The 23881-nt window shown below is 60.3% G+C and carries 21 protein-coding genes and 1 tRNA gene; 15 read left to right on the plus strand and 7 right to left on the minus strand.

Annotated features, from left to right (window positions below):
- Positions 1-49 precede the first annotated feature (49 nt).
- Positions 50-124 (minus strand) — tRNA-Arg (locus GSR16_RS01265).
- An 11-nt stretch (positions 125-135) separates the two neighbouring features.
- Positions 136-1065 carry a polyprenyl synthetase family protein gene (locus tag GSR16_RS01270; protein ID WP_240902646.1) on the minus strand — a complete coding sequence of 310 codons (930 nt, stop codon included), beginning with the start codon at positions 1063-1065 and terminating at the stop codon, positions 136-138.
- Between the two features lie 234 nt (positions 1066-1299).
- On the opposite strand from GSR16_RS01270, the gene rplU reads away from it, so the two are divergent.
- The 7 genes from rplU to GSR16_RS01305 all read left to right on the plus strand — a co-directional run bounded on the left by rplU (position 1300) and on the right by GSR16_RS01305 (position 6860).
- Positions 1300-1611, plus strand: coding sequence for a 50S ribosomal protein L21 (rplU, locus tag GSR16_RS01275; protein WP_059284477.1), 312 nt, complete (start codon positions 1300-1302; stop codon positions 1609-1611).
- Positions 1612-1623: 12 nt separating this feature from the next.
- Positions 1624-1899, plus strand: a complete 276-nt coding sequence (gene rpmA / locus GSR16_RS01280) for a 50S ribosomal protein L27 (protein ID WP_045847787.1) — start codon at positions 1624-1626, stop codon at positions 1897-1899.
- A 149-nt stretch (positions 1900-2048) separates the two neighbouring features.
- On the plus strand, positions 2049-3251 hold the full coding sequence (gene obgE / locus GSR16_RS01285; protein WP_159874782.1) for a GTPase ObgE: 1203 nt from the start codon (positions 2049-2051) through the stop codon (positions 3249-3251).
- A gap of 414 nt (positions 3252-3665) precedes the next feature.
- On the plus strand, positions 3666-4445 hold the full coding sequence (locus tag GSR16_RS01290; RefSeq protein ID WP_159874783.1) for an ABC transporter substrate-binding protein: 780 nt from the start codon (positions 3666-3668) through the stop codon (positions 4443-4445).
- A gap of 227 nt (positions 4446-4672) precedes the next feature.
- Complete coding sequence (locus GSR16_RS01295; RefSeq protein ID WP_159874784.1) at positions 4673-5362, plus strand: ABC transporter permease; 690 nt, start codon at positions 4673-4675, stop codon at positions 5360-5362.
- Positions 5359-6072: an ABC transporter permease gene (locus GSR16_RS01300; protein ID WP_159874785.1), complete on the plus strand. Its 714-nt coding sequence runs from the start codon at positions 5359-5361 to the stop codon at positions 6070-6072. The genes GSR16_RS01295 and GSR16_RS01300 overlap by 4 nt, the downstream gene beginning before the upstream one ends.
- Positions 6073-6092: 20 nt before the next feature.
- On the plus strand, positions 6093-6860 hold the full coding sequence (locus GSR16_RS01305; protein ID WP_159874786.1) for an ABC transporter ATP-binding protein: 768 nt from the start codon (positions 6093-6095) through the stop codon (positions 6858-6860).
- Positions 6861-6969: 109 nt separating this feature from the next.
- Here GSR16_RS01305 and GSR16_RS01310 read toward each other — a convergent pair whose 3' ends face one another.
- From GSR16_RS01310 to GSR16_RS01330, 5 genes are all read right to left on the minus strand, one after another.
- Positions 6970-9237 (minus strand): T6SS phospholipase effector Tle1-like catalytic domain-containing protein, encoded by a 2268-nt coding sequence (locus GSR16_RS01310; RefSeq protein ID WP_159874787.1) that lies wholly within the window; start codon positions 9235-9237, stop codon positions 6970-6972.
- Positions 9219-9803 carry a DUF3304 domain-containing protein gene (locus GSR16_RS01315; protein WP_159874788.1) on the minus strand — a complete coding sequence of 195 codons (585 nt, stop codon included), beginning with the start codon at positions 9801-9803 and terminating at the stop codon, positions 9219-9221. Before GSR16_RS01315 ends, GSR16_RS01310 begins: the two co-directional genes overlap by 19 nt.
- Positions 9785-10354, minus strand: a complete 570-nt coding sequence (locus GSR16_RS01320; protein ID WP_159874789.1) for a DUF3304 domain-containing protein — start codon at positions 10352-10354, stop codon at positions 9785-9787. Before GSR16_RS01320 ends, GSR16_RS01315 begins: the two co-directional genes overlap by 19 nt.
- 73 nt (positions 10355-10427) lie before the next feature.
- The gene (locus tag GSR16_RS01325) at positions 10428-10970 is read right to left on the minus strand and encodes a DUF3304 domain-containing protein (protein WP_159874790.1); all 543 of its coding nucleotides are present in this window, start codon (positions 10968-10970) and stop codon (positions 10428-10430) included.
- 216 nt (positions 10971-11186) lie between these two features.
- Positions 11187-12092, minus strand: coding sequence for a LysR family transcriptional regulator (locus tag GSR16_RS01330; RefSeq protein WP_159874791.1), 906 nt, complete (start codon positions 12090-12092; stop codon positions 11187-11189).
- A gap of 121 nt (positions 12093-12213) precedes the next feature.
- On the opposite strand from GSR16_RS01330, the gene GSR16_RS01335 reads away from it, so the two are divergent.
- The 8 genes from GSR16_RS01335 (at position 12214) to GSR16_RS01370 (ending at position 23871) form a co-directional block, all read left to right on the plus strand.
- Positions 12214-13653 (plus strand): M20 family metallopeptidase, encoded by a 1440-nt coding sequence (locus GSR16_RS01335; protein ID WP_159874792.1) that lies wholly within the window; start codon positions 12214-12216, stop codon positions 13651-13653.
- Positions 13646-14923: an MFS transporter gene (locus GSR16_RS01340; protein WP_159874793.1), complete on the plus strand. Its 1278-nt coding sequence runs from the start codon at positions 13646-13648 to the stop codon at positions 14921-14923. The genes GSR16_RS01335 and GSR16_RS01340 overlap by 8 nt, the downstream gene beginning before the upstream one ends.
- Positions 14924-15029: 106 nt before the next feature.
- Positions 15030-16313, plus strand: coding sequence for a hypothetical protein (locus GSR16_RS01345; RefSeq protein ID WP_159874794.1), 1284 nt, complete (start codon positions 15030-15032; stop codon positions 16311-16313).
- Between the two features lie 3 nt (positions 16314-16316).
- Positions 16317-17087: a hypothetical protein gene (locus GSR16_RS01350; RefSeq protein WP_240902574.1), complete on the plus strand. Its 771-nt coding sequence runs from the start codon at positions 16317-16319 to the stop codon at positions 17085-17087.
- The gene (locus GSR16_RS01355; protein ID WP_159874795.1) at positions 17087-19906 is read left to right on the plus strand and encodes an ATP-binding protein; all 2820 of its coding nucleotides are present in this window, start codon (positions 17087-17089) and stop codon (positions 19904-19906) included. Before GSR16_RS01350 ends, GSR16_RS01355 begins: the two co-directional genes overlap by 1 nt.
- 74 nt (positions 19907-19980) lie before the next feature.
- Positions 19981-21210: a DUF2399 domain-containing protein gene (locus GSR16_RS01360; protein ID WP_159874796.1), complete on the plus strand. Its 1230-nt coding sequence runs from the start codon at positions 19981-19983 to the stop codon at positions 21208-21210.
- An 80-nt stretch (positions 21211-21290) separates the two neighbouring features.
- On the plus strand, positions 21291-22154 hold the full coding sequence (locus GSR16_RS01365) for an MBL fold metallo-hydrolase (protein WP_159874797.1): 864 nt from the start codon (positions 21291-21293) through the stop codon (positions 22152-22154).
- Between the two features lie 814 nt (positions 22155-22968).
- Complete coding sequence (locus GSR16_RS01370; RefSeq protein WP_159874798.1) at positions 22969-23871, plus strand: DMT family transporter; 903 nt, start codon at positions 22969-22971, stop codon at positions 23869-23871.
- The last annotated feature ends 10 nt before the right edge of the window (positions 23872-23881 follow it).

The raw sequence follows: 23881 nt of genomic DNA on the forward strand, positions 1-23881 counted from the left end.
GTTGGGTGCGGCTTTAGTGGATGTTGCTGGACTTCGCTGGAACTGCAAGTGGTGCCCCCGACAGGAATCGAACCTGTAACTGCCCCTTAGGAGGGGGCCGTTATATCCATTTAACTACGGAGACTTAAATCCGGATCAGGCGTTGCGGTCCACCGACAGGCGGGCCAGTTCTACCAGTGCCTGTTTTACCTGTGTTTCCGGCAGGTCGGCAATGGCGGCCACGGCTTGTTCGGCGGCTTTGATGGCTTCGTTTTTGGCGTAGCCCAGCGCGCCGCAGGATTGTACCGCAGCCAGTACATCGTGGAAACGGTCGCGGCTGGCGTTTTCCAGCGCCTGGCGTACCACGTCGGCAGCGGCGGCATCACCCTGGCGCATGGTGTAGATCAAGGGCAGGGTGGCCTTGCCTTCGGCCAGGTCGTCACCCAGGCTCTTGCCGATGGTGTCGGCGTCGCCGCTGTAGTCCAGCACGTCGTCGATGATCTGGAAGGCGGTTCCCAGATACATGCCGTAGTCGGCCAGGGCCTTGACCTGGGCGTCGCTGCCCTGGGCAATCAGCGCGCCCACGCGGGCGGATGCTTCAAACAGCTTGGCGGTCTTGTACTGGATGACTTGCAGGTAGTCTTGTTCGGACAGTTCGGTATTGCCGATATTCAACAGCTGCAGCACTTCGCCTTCGGCGATGATGTTGGTGGCTTCGGCCATCACCTGCAGAATCTGCATATTGTTGGTGGTCACCATCATCTGGAAGGCGCGAGTGTAGAGGAAGTCGCCCACCAGCACGCTGGCAGCATTGCCAAACAAGGCATTGGCGGTTTCGCGGCCACGGCGCATGTCGGATTCGTCCACCACGTCATCATGCAGCAAGGTGGCGGTGTGGATGAATTCAATCATTGCCGCCAGCTCGTACAGATGTTCACCCTGGTAACCCAGGGCCTTGCCGGACAGCAGGGTCAGCACCGGGCGCAGGCGTTTGCCACCCGCGGAGATGATGTATTCCGCCACCTGGCGGATGAGAACTACGTCGGAGTGCAGACGGGCGCGAATGACGCGGTCTACGGTCTGCATGTCTTCAGCGATCAGGGTACGGAATAACGGGGTGGACACGGTTTTAGCCAGTTGTTGGTTTTTAGCAGAGCCAGAAGCGCGGAATGTTACCAGAAAAGCCTTGCAGACAGCCATTCCCCGTCTGGGTGTGCGGCTAAACTGATGAAATTATTGACAACTTTTTGTGGCTTACGTATAGTTTCGCGTTCTTCTTCGCGTGATGCGGGGAAGATTCCCTCTTTAGGAGCTATGCGAATGTATGCGGTCATAAAAACCGGCGGCAAGCAGTACAAGGTTGCCATCGGTGAAAAACTCAAAGTAGAACAGATACCTGCAGACGTCGACAGCCAAATCGTACTCGAAGAAGTGCTGATGGTCGCTGACGGTGAACAGGTTGTTGTAGGCGCCCCGCTGGTTGCTGGCGCTACCGTTACGGCCACTGTTGTTTCCCACGGTCGTGGTGACAAGATCCGCATCTTCAAGATGCGTCGTCGTAAGCACTACCAGAAACATCAGGGTCATCGTCAGAACTTCACCGAAATCCGCATCGACGCGATTTCGAAGTAAGGATAAACAGTCATGGCACACAAAAAAGCAGGCGGTAGCTCCCGCAACGGTCGTGACTCCGAAGCCAAACGCTTGGGCGTTAAGGCTTACGGTGGCGAACTGATTCCGGCAGGTTCCATTATCGTTCGTCAGCGTGGTACCCGTTTCCACGCTGGTGAAAATGTTGGTCAGGGCAAGGATCACACCTTGTTTGCCAAGGTTGACGGCTATGTTCAGTTCACCGTTAAAGGTGCTCTGCAACGCAAGATCGTTACCGTGGTACCGTACACCGGTGTAGACGGCGAATAATCGCTTTCTGCAGACAAGAAAGCCCTATCCTGTGAGATAGGGCTTTTTTTTATCCGGCTTGTCCATGTGGCAGGCTTGGCGAGGGGCAAGGCGTGAAGGCTGGTGCAGCACATGGCCAACCTTGACGCCTGACTCCTCAAGGAGGATCTATGAAGTTTATCGACGAAGCCCGGATTGAAGTTTTTGCAGGTAAGGGTGGCAATGGTGCCGCCAGTTTCCGCCGGGAAAAATACGTGCCGTTTGGCGGCCCGGATGGTGGTGATGGCGGCAAGGGCGGCAGCGTGTTTGCTGTGGCCGATGAAAACGTCAACACCCTGGTGGAATACCGTTTTGTCAAAAAATACCTAGCGCAGCATGGCGAGCGTGGCCGCGGTGCCGATTGCTACGGCAAGGGCGGTGACGATATCGAACTGCACATGCCGGTGGGCACGGTGATTACCGACCACGACACCGGCGAGCTGGTGGCCGACCTTACCCATCACGGCCAACGGGTGATGATTGCCCGCGGTGGCAAGGGTGGCCTGGGCAATATCCACTTCAAGTCCTCCACCAACCGTGCGCCGCGTCAGAGCACGCCGGGTGAAGAGGGCGAACAGCGCACGCTGAAGCTGGAACTGAAAGTGCTGGCTGACGTGGGCCTGCTGGGCATGCCCAATGCCGGTAAATCCACCTTTATCCGCTCGGTATCGGCGGCACGTCCCAAGGTGGCGGATTATCCGTTTACCACCCTGCACCCCAATCTGGGCGTGGTGCGCATGGACGATACCAGCAGCTTTGTGATTGCCGATATTCCCGGCCTGATTGAAGGCGCGGCGGAAGGTGCGGGCCTGGGTCACCGCTTCCTCAAGCATCTGCAACGTACCGGCCTGCTCTTGCACATTGTGGATGTGGCACCGTTCGACCCGGATGTCGATCCGGTACGCGAAGCGCGCGCGATTGTGTCCGAGCTGGAAAAGTATGATGCCGAGCTGCACGGCAAGCCGCGCTGGCTGGTGCTGAACAAGCTGGACATGCTGCCGGAAGAAGAGCGCGAGCTGACGGTGTCGGCCTTCCTGGAAGCCTATGGCTGGCCCAAGACCCAGCCGGATGACCGCCTGGGGTTTGATGTGGACACCCCACGCGTGTTTGCCATTTCCGCACTCACCCACGAAGGCACGCGTGAGCTGGTGCGTGCCATCGACAATTATCTGCGCATCATGCGCGCTCGTGCCCGTGCTGCTGCCGAAGAAGCCGAACGTCAGGCCGAAGAGGCCCGCCTGGCACGCAAGGCGGCAGCCCGCGCCCAGCTGGAAGCGGCTGAAGCGGCCAAGGCGGCAGCTGCTGCGGCCAAGGCTGCGGGCGAAGAAAGCTAAGCCAGCGTCAGGTAGAACAGCCGGTTTCCAGAAGAAACCGGCTTTTTTTCGTCTGTTACATGGCATGTGCGGGTTTGCACTTTGAAAATTTGATGTCGCACGGCAAAATAAGCTACGTAGTTTTACGTGGGTTTGTTGTATTTTGTACTCAAAAATACAATCGAATGCGACTTGCTTTTCCAAATATGGGTGCATGCGCGCCCAGCTGTCCTCTCCGGTCAGGGTGGATGCGTTATTTATCCTGTATCCGGAGTCGTGCTTCTGGACAATTTGCGCTATTCATATAACCATTGCTGCCAATCGGCCCTGCCCGCCCACAAGGCAGGGGGCTGATGCAGCGTATCGGTATGTTGCGGTGGCAGGGGCTGCCCGGCATGGTGTTAACAATAAAACCAAGCAGTAAGGAGAAGTTTGATGAGAAAAGTGATTACCGCCGTTTCTCTGGCACTGATGGCCACTTCTTTTGGCGCTTTCGCCAAGGACTGGAAAGAAGTTCGTTTTGGCGTTGACGCCAGCTATGCTCCGTTCGAATCCAAGGCACCCAATGGTCAGCTGGTGGGTTTCGACATCGATCTGGGCAATGAAATCTGTGCACGCATGAAAGCCAAGTGTGTATGGGTGGAAAACGACTTCGACGGCATGATCCCGGCCCTGAAGGCCAAGAAATTCGATGGCGTACTGTCTTCCATGTCCATCAATGAAGCACGTCTGAAGGAAATCAATTTCTCCGCCAAGCTGTTCAATACCCCGACCCGCATGGTGGCCAAGGCTGGTTCCGGCCTGCAGCCGACTGCCGCCTCCCTGAAGGGCAAGCGCGTTGGTGTTGAGCAAGGCACCATCCAGGAAGCCTATGCCAAGGCCCACTGGGCTCCGGGCGGTGTAGAAGTGGTTCCGTACCAAAACCAGAGCCTGGTACTGGCCGACTTGGCCTCCGGTCGTCTGGATGCCTCGCTGCAAGATGCCATTCAGGCTGACGAAGGCTTCCTGAAAAAGCCGGAAGGCAAGGGCTTTGCCTTCGCCGGTGGCAACCTGAACGACCCGAAAACCCTGGGTACCGGTGCCGGCATCGGCCTGCGCAAGGAAGATACCGACCTGAAGGCAGCCATCGACAAAGCGATTGCCAGCATCCTGAAGGACGGCACCTACAAGAAAATCGAAAAGAAATACTTCACGTTTGATGTGTACGGCAAATAAGTCGTAACACTGACAGAGGCACCGCGCCCCGTTGCAATTTGCCGGGGCGCGTTTTCATCACGGCTGCGGAGGAGATGCGTAACACCCACTGTTACGTCCGCCGCCAATCGCTGACACTTACGCCAATGCTGCAAAGGCATGCTTTCGCCAGCTCCCGCCGGGATCAGGCGGTGGCAGTCTGCGCCCGGGCAGTTGTACAGCGATAACAACATACAGGGGAAACGGCCATGTTTCTGGATGGATTCGGGCCTATCATCCTGGACGGTGCATGGATCACACTGGAACTGGCAGTCATGTCGTTGCTGGTGTCCTTCATCATCGGTCTGGGTGGCGCTGGCGCCAAGCTGTCGAGCAATCCTGTGCTCAAGGGCATTGCCACGCTTTACACCACATTGATTCGCGGCGTACCGGACCTGGTACTGATGCTGCTGATCTTCTACAGCCTGCAAATCGGCATGAATCATCTGACCGAATGGCAAGGCATGGAGCAGATCAACCTCAACCCCTTTGTGTCCGGTGTGTTTACCCTGGGCTTCATTTACGGAGCCTATTTCACCGAGACCTTCCGCGGGGCCTTCCTGTCTGTACCCAAAGGTCAGATCGAAGCTGGCATCGCCTATGGCATGAGCGGCTGGCAAACCTTTTCCCGTATCCAGTTTCCGCAGGTGATGCGCTTTGCCCTGCCGGGTATTTCCAATAACTGGCAGGTGATGCTCAAAGCCACCGCCCTGGTCTCCATCATCGGCCTGTCCGATGTGGTGAAGGCATCCATTGACGCGGGCAAGAGTTCGTACAAGGTGTTCTTCTTCACCGTGGTGGCCGGTGCCATTTACCTGATTCTGACAACGATTTCCAGCCTGGTGCTGATGTGGCTGGAACGCCGTTATTCCACCGGCGTACGGGAGGCAGATCTGTGATCGACATCATCCAACAATACTGGAAAGCCTTCCTGTGGACGGATGGCTATCACCTGTCGGGCCTGGCCGTCACCATGTGGCTGCTGGTGATTTCCATTGCCTTTGGCTTCTGTGCCTCCATTCCGCTGGCCATTGCCCGCGTGTCCAAATCCAGATGGCTGTCCAGCCCGGTATGGCTGTTTTCCTACGTGTTCCGTGGTACACCGCTGTACATCCAGCTGCTGTTCTTCTACACCGGCATGTACAGCCTGGATGTGGTGCGCGATGTGGACATCCTCAACCACTTCTTCCGCGAAGGGTATAACTGCACCATTCTGGCCTTCGGCCTGAATACCTGCGCCTATACCACCGAAATCTTCGCCGGTGCCATCAAGGCCACCCCTTATGGCGAGATCGAGGCTGGCCGCGCCTATGGCATGAACAGGTTCACCCTGTATCGCCGCGTGATCATTCCGTCCGCGCTGCGCCGCGCCCTGCCGGCCTACAGCAACGAGGTGATCCTGATGCTGCATGCCACCACCGTTGCCTTCACCGCCACCGTGCCGGACATTCTGAAAGTGGCGCGTGACGTGAATGCCGCCACCTATGACTCGTTCAATGCCTTTGGCCTGGCCGCATTGATTTACCTGTGTATCACCTTTGTTCTGGTGGCCCTGTTCCGCAAGGCGGAAAGCAAGTGGCTGGCGCACCTGCGCCCGATGAAGGCCTGAGTTACCCGCAAGGATAAAAGATGGAAAAGCTAGTCGTTAAAGACCTGCACAAGAGCTATGGCAGCCACGAAGTGCTCAAGGGTATTTCGCTCAAGGCCAAGGCCGGCGATGTAATCAGCATCATCGGTTCCTCCGGCTCGGGCAAAAGTACCTTTCTGCGCTGTATCAACTTCCTGGAAAAACCCAACGCCGGCAGCATCAGCCTGGGCGGCGAGGAAATCCGCCTGCAAAAAAACAAGCAGGGCGAACTGATACCGGCCGACCAGAAGCAGCTGCAGACCATGCGCTCCAAGCTGGCCATGGTATTCCAGCATTTCAATCTGTGGGGCCACATGACGGTGCTGGAAAATGTTATCGAAGCACCCATTCACGTGCTGGGTCTTTCCCGTGACGAAGCCATTGCCCGCGCCGAAAAATACCTGCGCAAGGTAGGGCTGGATGCCCAGGCACAGGCCAAGTACCCGGCGCATATGTCCGGTGGCCAGCAACAACGCGTGGCCATTGCCCGTGCGCTGGCGATGGAGCCGGAAGTGATGCTGTTTGACGAACCCACCTCGGCGCTGGACCCGGAACTGGTGGGCGAAGTGCTGAAGGTGATGCAGACTCTGGCCGAAGAAGGCCGCACCATGGTGGTGGTGACCCACGAGATGGGCTTTGCCCGCAATGTGTCCAACCACGTCATGTTCCTGCACAAGGGGCTGGTGGAAGAAGAAGGCCACCCGGACGAAGTGTTCGGCAATACCAAGAGCGAACGCCTGAAGGCTTTTCTGTCCGGCAGCCTGAAATAAGTTATCTGTTTTTAAAAAAGCAAAACGGCCCATTGTGAGATGGGCCGTTTTTTGCGCTTGCCGTTTTAGCGACTAAGCGCCGCCAGTAACAGGCTGTGGCTTGGCCGTGTTACAGCCGACCATACCAGTCCGGAACCGCCGGTATCTGGCAGCGTTTCTCCACATCCGGAATATCCCGCTGGTAGTCCTTATTGGTTTTGTCATTGTACAGAATGGTACGCAGCCGGAAATAACTGGCATACGGCTCACGGTTGCCGGTGCTGGCCACCATGAACCAGGCCCGTGAATCGTGAATGTGCTCATCAAACAGCGCCAACAAGAGCAGGTCTGCCATCAGCTGGGCATACATCTGCTCGCTGTGGCGCAATAGAAAGACCGATTCATAAGCATGCTCCGGCGCCATGGACTGCACGCTGCCAATGCCAACCAGGCGCAGCAGCCAGTCTGTCCAGGTGAACGTCCCCACCCTGGGGGGCGGTGGAATGGTTTGCCAGGCTGGGCGCTCGCCTTTTATGGCCAGTGGGTCGGGTACGGCAATGGCCTGGCCTTGGGCGTTGTAGCGCGGCTCCACTTTTTTCCAGTGCAGATAATGCACCCGGAATTCCTTGGCCGCATTGCGCAACTGCGATTTATCCATGCTGGGGTCAAAATCCTTGGCGTAAGACGGCAGCTTGTCACTTACCGGCTGGCCGGTGGCCGGGTTGCGAACCCCGCTGGGCATGGGCTGCTGGGCCACTTGCTGCTGCGCCCGTTCCAGTGCGCGCTGGTCGATTGCTTTGCCTCGCTCCCTGCGGGCGGTATTGTCGGCTTGCACCTGTTGCAGCCGGGCCTGGGCTGCATCGCTGGCGCGGGCTTGTTCCCAGGCCTGGTGCGCCCAAGCGATTTGCGCCGGGTTATCCTCCGGAATGCTGCGGTAATACGGCAACTGCTCCTGCGACACCCCGCCTTCCCCGCCCAGGCCGCCGGCATAGCGGGCAATGCGCCAGGCGGTCATCAGTGCCGTCTGGCGGGCGATGATGCGTTCCACCGTGTCTTGCTGGCAGTCCTGCCGTACGGCCCAGGCATTGAAGCGTTGGATGAGTTCAGGGCTGACTGCAAAGTTTCTTATTGATTTTTCATCCATCCAACGCCATTTTTCGATAAATTCGATGCTGGCCTGCGTGTCGATAAACACCTGTTTGGGCAGTGTTAACGGCGCGCCGGCATGAAAGGCAAACAGATACATGCGGCGCAGGGCGATCTGCGACAGCTGCGAGCCAATACCGTCGCGTGCCTTGCCCTGCTCGCCCAGGCCATAGCCGCCGCCCACATCGGAATGCACGCCGGGGTAGACAAATTCCCCCAGGTGGCCGGGCGGGTAGTGGCCCGTATCCCAACGGGTGGAGTCCAGCGGAAAGCAGATGCGCTGCTCGTGCGCCGATACCAGGTGCACATGCTGGCCGATCAGGCCGGGGGCATCCGGCAGCGGCATGGTGTCGTCCGCCCAGCCCATATGGCCCAGCGCCGGGGCGGTCAGCGCGGCCAGGCCCACCGATGCCACGGTATCAAACAGGCCAATAAACGGAATCTTGATCGGTATGCCAAACAGCGTATAGCCACCGTCATCGCCACGCTCACACATTTCATGCAGCCAGTAGACAAAGGTGCGCGCCTCGGCCGCCCCGCGCGAAAAGCCATACACATACACTTTCAGGCAGGCCACGGTAGGCACTTCCTGGTTCTGTCGGTGGGTGAGCACCTTGGCCAGGCCCAGCTGCATCGCCTCCTTACGCCGCCAAGCTGCCGGCCAGTTACGCTTTTGTTGCTGCCACTCATCGTTGGGGTCATTTAACGGGGGAAACTCCATGGCGCTGGCGATGTTGTAGGCATCGGCATCTTCCAGCCGGTTCGGGAATTTATCCACATCCGGGCTGATGGTGCGTTGCAGGGCATCAATCAGGCGGGTAAAGCCCCAGTGAATGCGCATTTGGCCGCCAGCGGCATATTGCAGGCCCGCGGATGACGGCCCATCCTCCTTGATCTCGCGAAACTGGGTGCCTACCCCCTGCAGGTAATAGGCAAAAAAGCCATCCCTTGCTGCCCTGTCTCCCTGAATGGCGGCACGGAACAGCCGGCCAATATTGGAATGGCTGTTATGCGCTTCGTCGGTGTACAGATGGTTATTGGTGCCATCAAAAAACAGCGAGACATTGCATACCATGCCGCAGGGCGGTGGCCTGCGTTTGACATGGGCTGCAAAGTAAAGCGCATCCATTTCCCGGCTTTGGCTCATGCGGTTGGCGCGCAACACCTGGGCATCGCTGGGGAAGGCATCACGTGTTTCATCCCAGGGTGGGGCGGTGTGGGCGGTGGCCGGGTTTACGGTGTGTTGGGGCATGACTTTCCTTCCATTGCGGCGGCTTGTTGCCGCCATTGGCTAACAAGGGGGCCTTCCTGATCGCAATCAATGGTGACGCGGACTTGATCGCACGGCAGAAACACCAGGGTGACACCACAGGTGCGGGTATAGGGCAGCAGTTCCACCTGGGCGCTGTGGCGTTGGTAGGCGGCTTCTTTCTTTTTCATGTATTCCAGAAATTTGTAGTACTCCTTGTCCATATTTGGTCCACAACCTAGGCATGGGTTAGGGTCTTTCACCCAGCGCACGGTGGCGATCATGCCGGGATACCACTTCTTTGGCAGGCTGGCGCAGCACACTTCACCTCCCCGGCCAGGCGCACCCATACGACCGATAAAGTCGAATTCAGCATCCAGAATGGTGTCCATCTTTCCGGTCAGGTCATACACCCGTACCGGTGCGCCGATCAGGCTGAAGGAGGAGGAGCTGCTGGCGCAGGCGGTCAGCAGGGCGAGCAGGCAGCTGGTCAGCAGCCGCCGTCGCCTGTGCGGTGGCGGTGGATGGGCCTGGATGGTGCTGGCGGGGTTTACGGTGTGTTGGGACATGACTTTCCTTTCATCGCGGCGGCTTGTTGCCGCCATTGGCTGACCAGGGGGCCTTCCTGATCGCAATCAATGGTGACGCGGACTTGATCGCACGGCAGAAACACCAGGGTGACACCACAGGTGCGGGTATAGGGCAGCAGTTCCACCTGGGCGCTGAGGTGTTGGTAGGGGGGGCGGCGCTTTTTGTACTCGGCATAGGCTTTAGGTTCAACGGGGTAATCCAGTGTCGGTGCCGGATCTTTCACCCAGCGCACGGTGGCGATCATGCCGGGGTACCACTTCTTCGGCAGGCTGGCGCAGCACACTTCACCACCCCGGCCAGGCGCACCCATACGACCGATAAAGTCGAATTCGGCATTCACGATGGTGCCGATGTCGCCAGTGAGGTCATACACGCGTACCGGTGCGCCGATCAGGCTGAAGGAGGAGGAGCTGCTGGCGCAGGCGGTCAGCAGGGTGAGCAGGCAGCTGGCCAGCAGCCGCCGTCGCCTGCGTGGTGGCGGTGGACGGGGCTGGATGGTGCTGGCGGGGTTTACGGTGTGTTGGGACATGACTTTCCTTCCATTGCGGCGGCTTGTTGCCGCCATTGGCTGACCAGGGGGCCTTTCTGTGTGTGAGCGGGTCTTAAGGTTGTTTCGGGCATTGTTGTGTCATCCCGTATTTTTGAAGAATGTCTTTGTCATCAGCGCGGGCGATGTAGCCGGATTCACGGCAATCAATCACCACTCTGACCTGATCACAAGGGAAGAAAACGAGTGCGATCCCGCAGGTATCGCCGTAGGGGGGGAGTTCCACCTGGGCGCTGAGGCGTTGGTAGGTGGCTCTTTTCTTTTTCATGTACTCCTTAAATTTTTCATTTTCTTTGTCGATGTTGGGGGCGCAATCAAAACAAGGGGAAGGATTTTTCACCCAGCGCACGGTGGCGATCATGCCGGGGTACCACTTCTTCGGCAGGCTGGCGCAGCACACTTCACCACCCCGGCCAGGCGCACCCATACGACCGATAAAGTCGAATTCGGCATTCACGATGGTGCCGATGTCGCCAGTGAGGTCATACACGCGCACCGGTGCGCCGATCAGGCTGAAGGAGGAGGAGCTGCCGGCGCAGGCGGTCAACAGGGCGAGCAGGCAGCTGGCCAGCAGCCGCCGTCGCGGGGTTTGTGTCATTGGTGGGCTCCTGAGGGGTAGCTGGCCAATCGATTGCCCGGCACAGCAGGGGATGGGCAGTCTGGCAAGCAGCATGACATCGGCAATCATCAGCGGATGACAGATGATTGCCTATCAGAAGTGGTGGTGATTGGCGCTGGAAACTTCAGCGTTTTCAATAGCATGGCAGAGGAGCAGACAGTACCGTGGCAACATCGCCGGTGCTTGTTGCGTGGCTCAGGCGTCCAGCGCGGTGTGTAACTGTTGCTGTAGCAACTGCAAGAACTGGCTGACGGCGGGGGGGAGTCGGCGTGCCTTCATGGTCATCAATTGCAGCTGTCTTTGCTGCAACAGTGGTTCGTCAATTCTTTTGGCTAGTAGTTGGTTACATTCCGGCTGTCCGTGAATGGCCAGGCGGCTGCCCAGGGCAATGGTGTCGGTGTGGGCGGCAAAGCGGTGCAGGGTGCTGGTGTGACCGCTGCTCAGCAGCGGGGTAAATACCTTGCCCTGAGCCGTGAAGCTCCATTCCAGCAATTGTCGTACCGTGTTGCCGCGCTCCAGGATGGCCAGCGGATAACGGGCCAGGTCGTCCAGGCTCAGCACTTCTTGGCTGGCCAGCGGATGGCCGGGGCGTAGCAGCGCACATACCGGCAGCGTATGGTGCAGCACGATTTCAATTTCATGGGTGCTGGCGATGGTAAAACCCAGGCCGATATCAGCCTCGCCGGTTTCCACCCAGTGGCAGACTTGTTCAGGGTTGCCGCTTTCGAGGATAAAGCGTGTTGCGGGGTATTGCTGGTGATATATCAGCATCACATCCGGCAAGACACCATGGACAAAACCATCGGTGCAAGCCAGTCGTACCAGCCCTCCCGAGCTGGCATGTCGAGAGGAAATTTCTCCCAATACCAACTGGGCATCCAGCAAGGTGCGGCGTGCATGTTCCGCCAGCAATTGCCCAGCTTCGGTCAGCACCATGCCACGTGGCAGGCGTTCGAATAGCACGGTGCCTGTCTCTTGTTCCAGTTTAGTGATTTGCCGACTGATGGCGGATACCGCGACATGTAGTTCTTCTGATGCTGCGGCTAGTGATCCAGTACGTGCCACTTCGACGAAGTAGCGCAGAGCGATGCCATGTATCACCTTGATCTCCCTTGCTTTTTAGGCAATAAGCCTAGCTTTTTTTGCAATTGTCATTGCTGTTTTCCCGCTTCTAGACTGCGCAAGCCATCCCACCATATGTAATTCGCACCGGAGAAACCAGATGAGACAAGGGCAGGTTTTGCGTAGCCAGGCTATTGATACGGCTCAGGACTATTTCGATCACGGTGGTCTGTTAAGCGATGTACAGCGCCGGGTTGCTTTTCATACCGAAAGCCAGGAGCCGGGGCAGGCGGCAACCCACATTGCCTATTTCCAGCAGGAGATCATTCCAACCTTGCAGCGTATGGGCTTTCACTGCCGGATACTGGACAACCCGGTGGCACCGTTGGCCCCTTTTCTGTTGGCTGAACGGCATGAGGACAACACCTTGCCCACGGTACTGAGCTATGGCCACGCGGATGTGGTACGCGGTGATGACATACATTGGCATACGGGACGGAGTCCCTGGTTGGTGAGTGTAGAAGATGAGCGTTGGTATGGCCGGGGAACCGCTGATAACAAGGGTCAGCATTCGATCAACCTGGCCGCGCTGGAGGCAGTACTGCAAACCCGTGGTGGCCGACTGGGCTTTAACAGCAAGTGGCTGTTTGAAAGCGGCGAGGAAATTGGCTCGCCCGGTTTGCGGGAAATTTGCCAGTCCGAACAGATGGCCTTGCAGGCAGATGTGTTCATTGCCTCGGACGGGCCGCGAGTAAGTGCCGGGCGGCCAACGCTGTTTCTTGGCTCGCGTGGCAGTGTGCTGATTGAACTGCAGCTGCTGTTGCGCAAAAGCGGACATCATTCCGGTAATTGGGGTGGGGCGCTGCGCAACCCTGCGGTGCTGCTGTCTCATGCCATTGCTAGCCTGGTCAATGCGCACGGTGTGATCAATGTAGAAGGCTTGCGGCCACCACCGTTGGGTGCCGCAGTGCGCAACGCACTATCCGGCCTGACGCTGGCTGGCGAAGCAAACAGCCCGCAGGTAGATACCGACTGGGGCGAGCCGGGGCTGAGTCCTCTGGAACGTGTTATCGGCTGGAATACGCTGGAGGTGCTGGCATTGCAGGCAGGTGATGCCAACAAGCCGGTGAATGCCATCCCACCCACGGCCAAGGCGGTGTGCCAGTTGCGCTTTGTCGTGGGCACCGACTGGCGCAATACCCGGCAACATATCGTGTCGCATCTGCAGCGGCACGGGCTGGAGCATGTGCAGGTGCGCATTTTGTCCAGTTCTGCGGCCACCCGGCTGGCGTTGGACAATCCCTGGGTGCGGTGGACGCTGGACTCCATACAACTCAGCACCGACAAGCAGGCGGCGTTGCTGCCCAATCTGGGGGGCACGGTTCCCAACGATGCCTTTGCTGACATTTTGGGCCTGCCCACCCTGTGGCTGCCGCATTCTTATCCCGGCTGTGCCCAGCATGCTCCCAACGAACATCTGCTGGCACCCGTGGCGCGCGAGGCGCTGGGACTGATGGCGGGCATCTGGTGGGATCTGGGTGAGCAGGGCAGCCAGATCATTGCACAAGCCGCAGCGCACACAGGAGAAAATCATGTCTGAACGCAAACCGCTCAGCCTGACGCAGATTGTGCTGGCCACCTCGATAGGCAATGCACTGGAATGGTTTGATATCGCCATCTATGCCTTTTTTGCCGTTTATATCGCCCACAATTTTTTCCCGGCGGGGAATGAAACCGCCTCCATGCTGCTGACCTTCGGCTCCTTCGGTGCCTCCTATCTGATCCGGCCCCTGGGCGGGGTGGTACTGGGCAGCTATGCCGACCGGCATGGCCGCAAGGCCGCGCTGCTGCTGACCGTGAGCCTGATGATGGTGGGCACCGCCATCATCGCCGTACTGCCCAGTTATGCGCAGATAGGTATTGCCGCTCCCATCGGTATTTTTCTGGCGCGGCTGATTCAGGGCTTTTCCGCCGGGGGTGAGTTTGGCGCGTCCACCGCCATGCTGATCGAGCATGCACCACACCGCCGTGGGTTTCTCGCCAGCTGGCAGTTTGCCACCCAGGGCTTGTCCACCTTGCTGGCGTCCTTGTTTGGCTACGGCTTGGTCAAGCTGCTGACGCAGGAGGAACTGCTGGCCTGGGGCTGGCGCATTCCCTTCTTCTTCGGCTTGCTGATTGGCCCGGTCGGCTTGTTGATGCGGCGCTATCTGGACGATGCCCCGAGTTTCAAGGAGGCCGAGCGCACCACCACTCCGGTGCGTGATGTGCTGGCCAGCCAAAAAAGCATGGTGCTGGCGGCCATCGGGGTGATTACCGTGTCCACCGCGGTCAATTACATGCTGCAATACGTGCCCACCTTTGCCATCCGCCAGCTGAAGATGGATGCTGCCACCGGCTTTGTCGCCAGCATGCTGGCGGGGGTGATCCTGACCGTGGTGACGCCGTTTTCCGGTTATTTATCTGACCGTATAGGGCGGCTGAAGCAGATGACCGTGGCCGGGGTGCTGTTTGCCCTCACCATTTACCCGGTGTTCCTGTATGTGTCGCATAGCGGCAGTGCCTGGGCGCTGTATGTGCTGGTGTGCTGGCTGGCCTTGCTCAAGTCCATTTACTTTGGTGCCCTGCCTGCGCTGATGTCGGAAATCTTCCCGCCTGCAACGCGTGCCACCGGCATGGCCATTGGCTATAACGTGGGCGTGACGGTGTTTGGCGGCTTTGCCCCGGCCATCATCGTGTGGCTGATCAGCGCCACCGGCAGCAATAATGCCCCCAGCTTTTACCTGATGTTCACCACCCTGATCAGCCTGGCAGCACTGGCTTATATCGCGCAAAGCCGGCGCACGCCGAAAGTGCAGCCGTCGGCAGCCTGAGCATGGGGGGCGTGCCGCGTGCCGGTGCGCACCCCAGCACATGCAAGATGCGTTGACTTACCCCCGTCCGGCCTTGGACAATCCGCTTTTGCTTCTTGATGCCGGAATGTCATTGGAATCGCTCGCCGACTTTTTCCAGCCGGGCATTGCGCCGGATTCGCTGTCTGCGGTCAATCGCCTGCAACAGGCCTGGCCTTATCTGTCCGTGTTTGTCACGCTGTTTCGCGGTGGCGACGAGGAGGTGCTGATGCGCCTCCTGGTGCTGCGCGAACTGGGCAGCCGCGCCGACGCGCCGCGCTGGACGCCGCAGGAAATCGCCCAACGCTTTGCCTATCTCAACGACACCAAGCTGGCCACCATTCTGGGCCGCCTGCGCGAGGGCGAATTGCTGGTGTACGACAGCGATGGCGGCCAGTACCAGTTGTCCGAAGGCGCACGCGTGGCGCTGGCAGCACTGGCCACCTTGATTGACTTTGCCGGCGATGATGTTGAACTGGGCTATCTCACCAGCCAGGTGGCCGCCGGGCAGGCGGTGGGGCAGTTGTCGGACGACGCGCTCAAGCACTTGCTGGCGCGCCTGAACGAGCTGTATGGCGAGTTTGAAGAAGCGCTGGAATCGCAATCCGAATTCCGCATCCGTGCCGCCCAGCACCGGCTGGAAGCCGTGTGGCGCTGGGTGGCCAAATCGACAGAAGTCATCCGCAGCCTCACCGCCGACGACACCCTCAGCCTGTCTGCCCTGAATCAGGCGCAGGCGGTGGCGCTGGCACAAAGCCGCATGCTGGCGCTGGCCGGTACTTTCGAGCGCCGCTTGGCGCAGCTGGCCGCGCAGCGTGTGCATCTGGGCAGTTCCGGCCTGACTTCCACCGATATTGCCGACTGGCTGCGCCGTCAGGCAGTGGGCCAACTGGCCGATCAACTGAGCGGCTGCCTGTCCATCAACCCGGAACCGGCCTTCATTGCCACGCCGGAGCTGGCCGACATGGCGGAATTCGAGCTGCTGGCGCGCGAACGTGCCAAGGCCGGCAATACCACCTTGCCCGGCAGCGTGGCCGCGCCCCTGTCCGGCGAGCTGGAAGTAGAGCGCCTGTTTGCCGCCGAAGCCATGTACGACGAGCTGCTGACCTTGGGCCTGCAACTGGGCGAAACCGGTGCCGACCACATCCCCATCCGGCAGGCGGTGCTGGCCGACAGCTACAACGAAACCGCCTATCGCCTGTCCTTGCTGTCCTTGATTGGCGACCCGGAAAGCCATGGCGATGCCAGCATCGTGGCGGCGCTGGCCAAATTGCCGTTCACCCTGCACGGCGGCGAAGCCGTGATTGAACCCGAACACCCGGAAGTTGCCACGCTGTCTGATGCGCGGCTGCTTCCTCATACCCCGAATTAAGCCATGGAACAGCAACTGAAAACCCTCACCGCCCGTCTGCTGGCGCACCGCGTGGTGCCGCGTGGCGACGCGCTGGCGCGCAAGGCGCTGCTGGATGACATTTTCCGCCAGGAGCTGGACAAGCGGTTGGCCGATGTCGGCCTGCGGCTGGTGGAAAATCCTTACGCCGAATACATCGCCGTCGCCCTGTTACCGGAAATGACCGAGCCGGTATTCGGCAGCGGCGAAGCCTGGCTCAACAATAATCTGGGCCTGCCGCGCGATGGCGTGGCGCTGCTGGTGATCCTGTGGGCGCTGATCATCCTGCCCAAGCGCGAACGGCAGATTGCCCGCGTGGAAGCCGGGCGTGAAAACCAGAGTGATATGTTTGGCGCGCAAAAACCGCTGGAAACCGGCGAGGGCGTGTCCACCGGCGTGTCGGAAGACGCGCTGTATGCCGACTTCGGCAAGGCGCTGGGCGGCCGTACCCGTTTCAATGCCAATCTGGGCCGGCTGGTGAACCTGGGCTTTGTGGTACGCCGTAACAAATGGCTGGACGAAGGCCCGATGCTGGATTTGATGATCGACTACAGCCAGCTGGCACCGCGCATCATCGAAGGTGCGCTGTCCGAGGTGCTGGGCCAGCGCCGCTGCCTGGCCGCCGATGCGCTGGCCGACAAGACTGCCAGCGCCATTGCCCAGGCGGTACAGCCGACTGTGATGGATGATGGCTCCAGCCTGTTTGACACTGCCGAAGACGACCTACAAGCCCCCGCGCAAGAGGAAAACCACTGATGTTCCAGATGAAATCGGTAGAAATGGTGCACTGGGACTTCTGGCAACGGCTGGCGGTGCCGCTGGACGCGCAGATTGTCACCATCATCGGCCCCAATGGTTCGGGCAAAACCACCTTGCTGGATGCCATGCGTACCCTGCTGGCCATCAAGTGCTCCGGCAAGCGCGACTACAAGCGCTATGTGCGCAACAACCGCGAGCCGTTTGCCTACCTGCGCGGCGTGGTGGACAACCCGCGTCGCCCGTCTGGCGGCCTGTATCCCACCCCCTTCTTTCCCATCGTCAGCGATGCGGTGACGCTGCTGTGCCGCATCAAGAAGCAGGGCGGCGACTGGGTGCGGCATTACGCCATTCTGGATGGTGATGTGCCGCTGGAACTGGCCGAGGCGCAAGCGCAATGGCTGGGGGTGCAGGAATACCGCCGCCGGCTGGAAGTGGCCGGCCTCACCCCCGCCGTGGGCGAGGTGCTGGCGCTGGAGCAGGGCGATACCGACAAGCTGACCGAATACAGCCCCAAACAATTGCTGGACCTGGTCTTCCAGGTATTCGGCGACAAGGACGTGCTGGACAACTACCAGCGTGCCCGTGACGAACAACGCGCCACCGAGCTGGAACTGGAAGCGCTCACCCGGCAGGAAGAAGCACTGGAAGCACGGGTGGAAACCATGAAAACCCGCGCCGGGCGTTTTCTGGAATGGCGTCAGCTCAGCCAGACCATCCGCCGCCTGCAGGACGAAGCCCTGCCGGTGCTGGCCTATCTGGATGGCAAGAGCGCACTGGGCCAGACCTGGCAAAACTACCGCGCCGCCTACGGCCAGCTCAGCCGCACCCGGCGCGAACATCACGACACCTTGCAACTGGTGGCCAAGCTCAAGGCCGCCGAAGTGGCTGCGGGTGAAGCACGCCAGGCAGCTGAACAAGCCCGTTTGCAGGCGCAGGAGCAGTTCATGGCCGCCAAGGCCGAACATGCCAGCGTCAGTGGCCAGCTGAAAGAGCGCGACCGCCTGCAAGCCCTGGCCAGCCGCGAATACGGTGCCGATGCCGCCGCACTGTCCGACAAGCTGTCCGGCCTGCGCAGTGAGGCCGAGCAACTCAAAGACGGCCTGCGCGACCTGAACCGCCAGCGCGTCGACCTGAAAAACCATGTCGAGGCACTGGAAATCGGCCGTGGCCGCTCGCCGGAAGAAGTGCGCCAGTTCAAGGCGGCACTGGACGAGGCCAATATCGGCCACGCCATGCTGTCCGACATCATCGAGGTGATGGACGCCGGCTGGCAGGGTGCGGTGGAAGCCATGCTGCGCCCCTACCGTCATGTGGTGCTGCTGGAAAACCCGCAGCAAAAGGGCGAGGCCTGGCGCTTGGGCGAAAAACTGCGCTTCCGCCATTTTGTAGTGCCGGAACGCAGCAGCCCGCCGCCCGCACGCAAGGGCAGCCTGCTGGAAGTGATCCGCTTTTCCGCCAATGCACCGGACTGGCTGTACCAGCAGCTGAACAAGGTCAGCCGGGTGGAAAACGCCCAGGCCGGTGCCGCGGTGGATGGCGACTGGATTACCCGCGACGGTTACTTCCGCGAACGACGCGGGGCGCGCCATATCGGCGTAGCCGCGCATGAATTTGCCTTTGGCGAAGGTGCGCGCCAGTCGCGCCTGCTGGCATTGCGCGACAAGCTGAAGCAGCTGAACGTGCGCATTCTGGCCGACGAAGAACGGCTGGTGAGCATCACCCGCGAGGCGGCCGGGCTGGCCGAATACCTGGGCGGCATGGACGCCATCCGCCAGCTGGATAGCCGTGCCGAAGAATTTGCCGCACTGGCTGCCCGGCTGGACAGCCTGCAAGCGCAGCAGCAGGAACTGGGCGCACAACTGGCCGAAGCCAGTGCCACCAAGGATGCGGCAGACCAGCGCTACAGCGATGCGCGGCTGGAGCACGACCGCATCTGCCAGCGCGAACAGGAAAGCCTGTCGCGTTACGACGGCAAGCGTCAGGAGGTGGAAAACAGCCGCCGCCAGCTACGCCGCCTGCTGGCCGAACTGCGCGAGTGGGCCGAGCGTTTGCCCGCCGATGCGCTGGCCGCCGAGCATGTGGCCGCGCTGGAAGAGGAATACGAAAGCGCCGCCGATGCGCGCCATCAGCTGAATTACCTGCAAGAGCGGCTGCAAGGCGGCGAATGGGAAACCGACGAGTCGGTACTGGCGCTGCGCGACAAGCTGGCCGACGACCTGGCGCAAATCGACCGCGAACGCCAGCGCCGCCAGAGCGAGGTGGACCGCTCGCGTGAACTCACCGACGACGCCCGCGCCGCCTATATGGGCAAGCTGCGCGCCACGGTGCGGGCTTATGGTGCCAATATCAAGCGCCTGGGCGAGCTGGCCGGCATCGGTGTGGATGTGGAGCTGCCCACGCTGGAAAACGACGATGCGGCGCTGGCGCAGGCCGGGCTGACGCTGCGCTTCAACTTCGACCAGAAGGGCCTGATGGGCATGAACGACGGCGAGGCTTCCGGCGGCCAGCAGGTGATGAAATCGCTGATCCTGCTGATCGGCCTGATGATGGACGAGGCCAACCCGTCCGGTTTCGTGTTCATTGACGAACCCTTCGCCCACCTCGATATTTTCAACATCGACCGGGTAGCAGGCTTCCTCAAGGCTACCGAGGCGCAGTATCTGATCACCACGCCCAACACGCATAACATCAATATCTTTGCGCCATCCGAACTGACGCTGGCCACCCGCAAGAAGCGGCCGGGCGAGCAGTGGGCCCCGCCCATCCTGCAAACCCGCCGCCGGGTGGATGCACCGCAGTCCGACTCACAGGCCTGATGTTGCTGCCGGGCGGGGAAACTTGTTTCCGTCCGGCGGTCTACTCCTTTCACCCTTTACTCTGGCAGAACCCCATGTCCAGCTGGCTTGCCCGTATTTCCCCGGAACTGGTGGAGCGCCTGCCCATTGGCGCTCGCGGCCACCACTTGCTGCTGCAACCCACGCTTGCCCCTACACCCTTGCTGTTGCCCCAGACCGACCAGGCTTTGCTGCAGCGCTGGCTGGCCTTGCGCGTGATGCGCCAGCGCTGGACTACTCTCGTGGCGCAAAGTGGCGATCCAACCCAGGCCGAAGATTTGCTGCGCCGCCTGCTGGAGTGTGGCTGGTGTGAGGTGGAACTGCATGCCGAGCCCGACCGGCTGGGGCAGTGGGAGCCGTTCTGGGTCAGCTGGCGCGAGGTGTACCAGTTGCGCAGCCTGATCGGCCTGCCGGATGCTGATGCGCGCGACGAAGTGGTGCAGCTATGGCGTGGTTGGCAGCCGCAAAATCCGCAGCTGCAAACCCTGGCCGACAGCCTTACCCAGCGCGTGCAGTCTTCCACGCTGGAGCGGCGGCTGAAGATTGCCCAGGGGCTGGATAGCTGGCTATCTGCAGGGTTGTGGGGTACCGAGCGGCAGTTTTCCCAGTATGCACTGGGGCGCAGCAAGGCCTTTGGCGAAGCCGACCGGCGCTGGCTGGCCGAGTTTGGCATTGCGCTGGAAGCCTGCGGCATCTCGCGCCATACCCCGCATGTTTTCCTGTCCGGCCCGCTGGAACTGCATGCCGGCGGTCAGTTGCTGCTGTCCGCTTCCTTGTTGCAAAGCGGACTGGCATTGGCTCCGGAAGCCCTGTTGCAGGTAGATGCAGTGCGTGGCCAACTGCAAATGGTGCGGGTGGTGGAAAACCTCAGTGTGTTTGAAGTACTGACCCAGCAGGCCGAAGCGGTGTTGAACATCTGGGTGCCAGGCTATCCACACCGGCGCTGGCTGGCGGCGGTGGGCCATCTGCTGGCGCTGCTGCGCTTGCCGGTACAGGTAGCTTGCGATCTGGACCCATCTGGCGTGGCCATTGCCCTGCAAGTGGGCGATCTGGCCGGCAAGGCCGGCTGTGCCTGGCAGCCTTGGCGCATGCAGGCCGATGACCTGACCTTAGCCTGTGGCGGCCAGCCCTTGAAAGAAGACGACCAGCAAGCGCTGGCACGGCTGGCACGACTGCCTTTGCCACCGATGTTGGCTGATCTGTGTGCCGGTATGCTGGAGCGGCAGCTCAAGGTGGAGCAGGAAGCCTTGTTCATCGGCCATGCCGGAGAAACTGCCGTCGGCTAGTGTGGCCTTGCCGCGCAGTGGGTGACAATACCGAGCGCTTGCTTGATAATCGATCGCATCGATCATCACCTGGAGCGCCCATGCGTACCCTGACTTCCCTGCTTGGCAATTCCCAGAAACTGGACGGCGGTGCCATGTTCGGCAATGCGCCACGGGCTATGTGGAGCCAATGGCTGACTCCGGACGAGGCGCACCGGGTGCCGCTGGCTTGCCGCTGTTTGCTGGTGCGCGAGGATGATGGCCGCCGCATTCTGCTGGAGGCGGGGATCGGTGCCTTTTTTGCACCGGATCTCAAGACGCGTTACGGTGTGGTGGAAGACGGCCATGTGCTGCTGGACAATCTGGCCGCCGCCGGTTGCAGCCACGAAGACATCGACGTGGTCATCCTGTCCCACCTGCATTTCGACCATGTCGGCGGCCTGCTGGCCGCCTGGGATGGCGGCCCGGCACGGCTGCTGTTTCCCCAGGCGCAATTCGTTGTCAGCCGCAGCGCCTGGCAGCGTGCCAAGGAGCCACATGCGCGCGACCGTGCGTCCTTCATTCCCGAACTGATTAGCTTGCTGGAAAACAGTGGCCGACTGGTGCTGACCGATGGCGAGACACCGGCCTGTCTGCCAGCGGATTACCGCTTCCACCTGAGCGATGGCCACACGCCCGGCATGTTGCTGACCGAAATTCCGCTGGAGGAGGGGCCGGTGGTGTACGCCGCCGATCTCATCCCCGGCGCACCCTGGGTGCATGTACCCATCACCATGGGCTATGACCGTTTCCCTGAACAGCTGACCGACGAAAAGCGCCAACTGCTGGAGAATCTGCTGGCCAGGCAAGGGCGGCTGTTCTTCACTCATGACCCGCAGCACGCCATGGCCTGGGTCAACCGCGATGCCAAGGGCCGCTTCCATGCGGCGGATCATCTGCCACGTCTGACGGCACTGGCGCGCTGACTGTGGCATTTGTTTAACATTATTGACAGCACTGCAACGTGGCATGCTGGCTGGCTATCGGGGCGCGGTGCGCCATGGCTGCTGGTCTATCCGGCTGGATAAATGGAGCAAGTCTTTGTATTGTTTGATCAAATAACACGACAATAACATTGATACTTATACGTAAGTCATTGTTTATATGATTGTATACAATGCTGTTTGATCATTTGTCTTGGCATCTGCCGAACAAAATCATCGACAGCGCCCCTATGTCCCGTTTATGCTGCTAGGCAGTTTGATACTGCTGCACGCCGCCCGGAACGGGGTGGTGCGCCATGTTGCTTGCAACATGTTTGCAGTGTTGATGGGGAATACATCTCGTGGGGGATGTCGTTGACCGGGGCTGCGGCTCCGGTTTTTTTTTGCCTGGCCTGTGATGCAGACAAAAGACGTAGTGTCGAAGCCAACAGCGATGTGATGCGCCCCAATCCCCGTGGCGCGCGCCGTCGGAGCTGCGTTGGGCAAGGTTTTAAGGCGCCGCATGTTTGAGCCATTCGACGTTAGCGAATGGCGAGTTCGGCGGCGCCTTGCCCGGCGCGGATACGGCGGAAATACGCGCAACCCGGGGTCGCCTAGGGGTGCAGGGGAGCTGGCGAGGCAGCTCCCCTGCCTGCACGGCGGGCAGCCCCGCCATGAAAACGGTTCCGCGGAGCGGGCAGAGGAGGTGGGAAGAGGCAATCTTCATCCCGGCTGGTCTGCTGGCCGGCATGAGTGCATGCATGTTGCGCCGCAAAACAGTTGCCAGCCTTCCGCCCGGCATGGCATGGTTGAAACCATGAATTCACCACGTTCTTCCAACACTGCCGCTTACTGTCTGCTTACCCTGGCCGCCCTGTTCTGGGCTGGTAACTTCGTATTGGGCCGTGCCGTACACGCCAGCATTCCACCGTTGACCCTGGCTTTTGGCCGCTGGCTGATTGCGCTGGCCGTGCTGTTGCCGGTGGGGCTCAAACCCATGCTGGCGCAGCGTCAGCTGTGGCAGCCGCACTGGCGACGCATCATCCTGCTGGCCTTGCTGGGCATTGCCAGTTTCAATTCGCTGGTTTACCTAGGTTTGCAATCCACCAGCGCCACCAATGGCGTGCTGCTCAATTCCTTCATTCCCATCCTGATCGTGCTGCTGGGGGCGCTGTTTTTCCACCTGCCGCTTAATCGTGGTCAGCTGGCTGCGGTGTTGCTGTCCTTTGCCGGGGTGTTGCTGCTGGTGGCGCATGGCGAACCGGCACGCTTGCTGACGCTGGATATCAACCATGGCGATGCGCTGGTGTTCTGCGCCATGCTGGCCTGGGCTGTCTATACGCTGCTGCTGCGTGGCCTGCCCGCCGGGCTGGACCGTCTGGGCTTGCTGACTCTGCTGGTGGCCATCGGCCTGCTGGCCATCCTGCCGCTGTTTTTGCTGGAATATGCCCAGGGGCGGCAGGCGGTGCTGAATGTCACCACGCTGGCCAGTTTTGCCTATGTCGGCACGCTGCCCTCGGTGTTGGCTTATCATTTTTACAATCAGGGCGTGGCGCGGGTTGGTGCGGCGCGGGCCGGCAGTTTCATTCATCTGATGCCGGCGTTTGGTGCCGTGTTGTCCATGTTATTGCTGGGTGAGGCCATTCATGGTTATCACCTGCTGGGGATTGCTGCCATTCTGGGTGGCGTGTTGCTGTCGGCGCGCAGCGCAGGACGTTAATGTATGCAGG

The organism is Aquitalea denitrificans, assembly GCF_009856625.1.
Classification (GTDB): Bacteria; Pseudomonadota; Gammaproteobacteria; order Burkholderiales; family Chromobacteriaceae; genus Aquitalea; species Aquitalea denitrificans.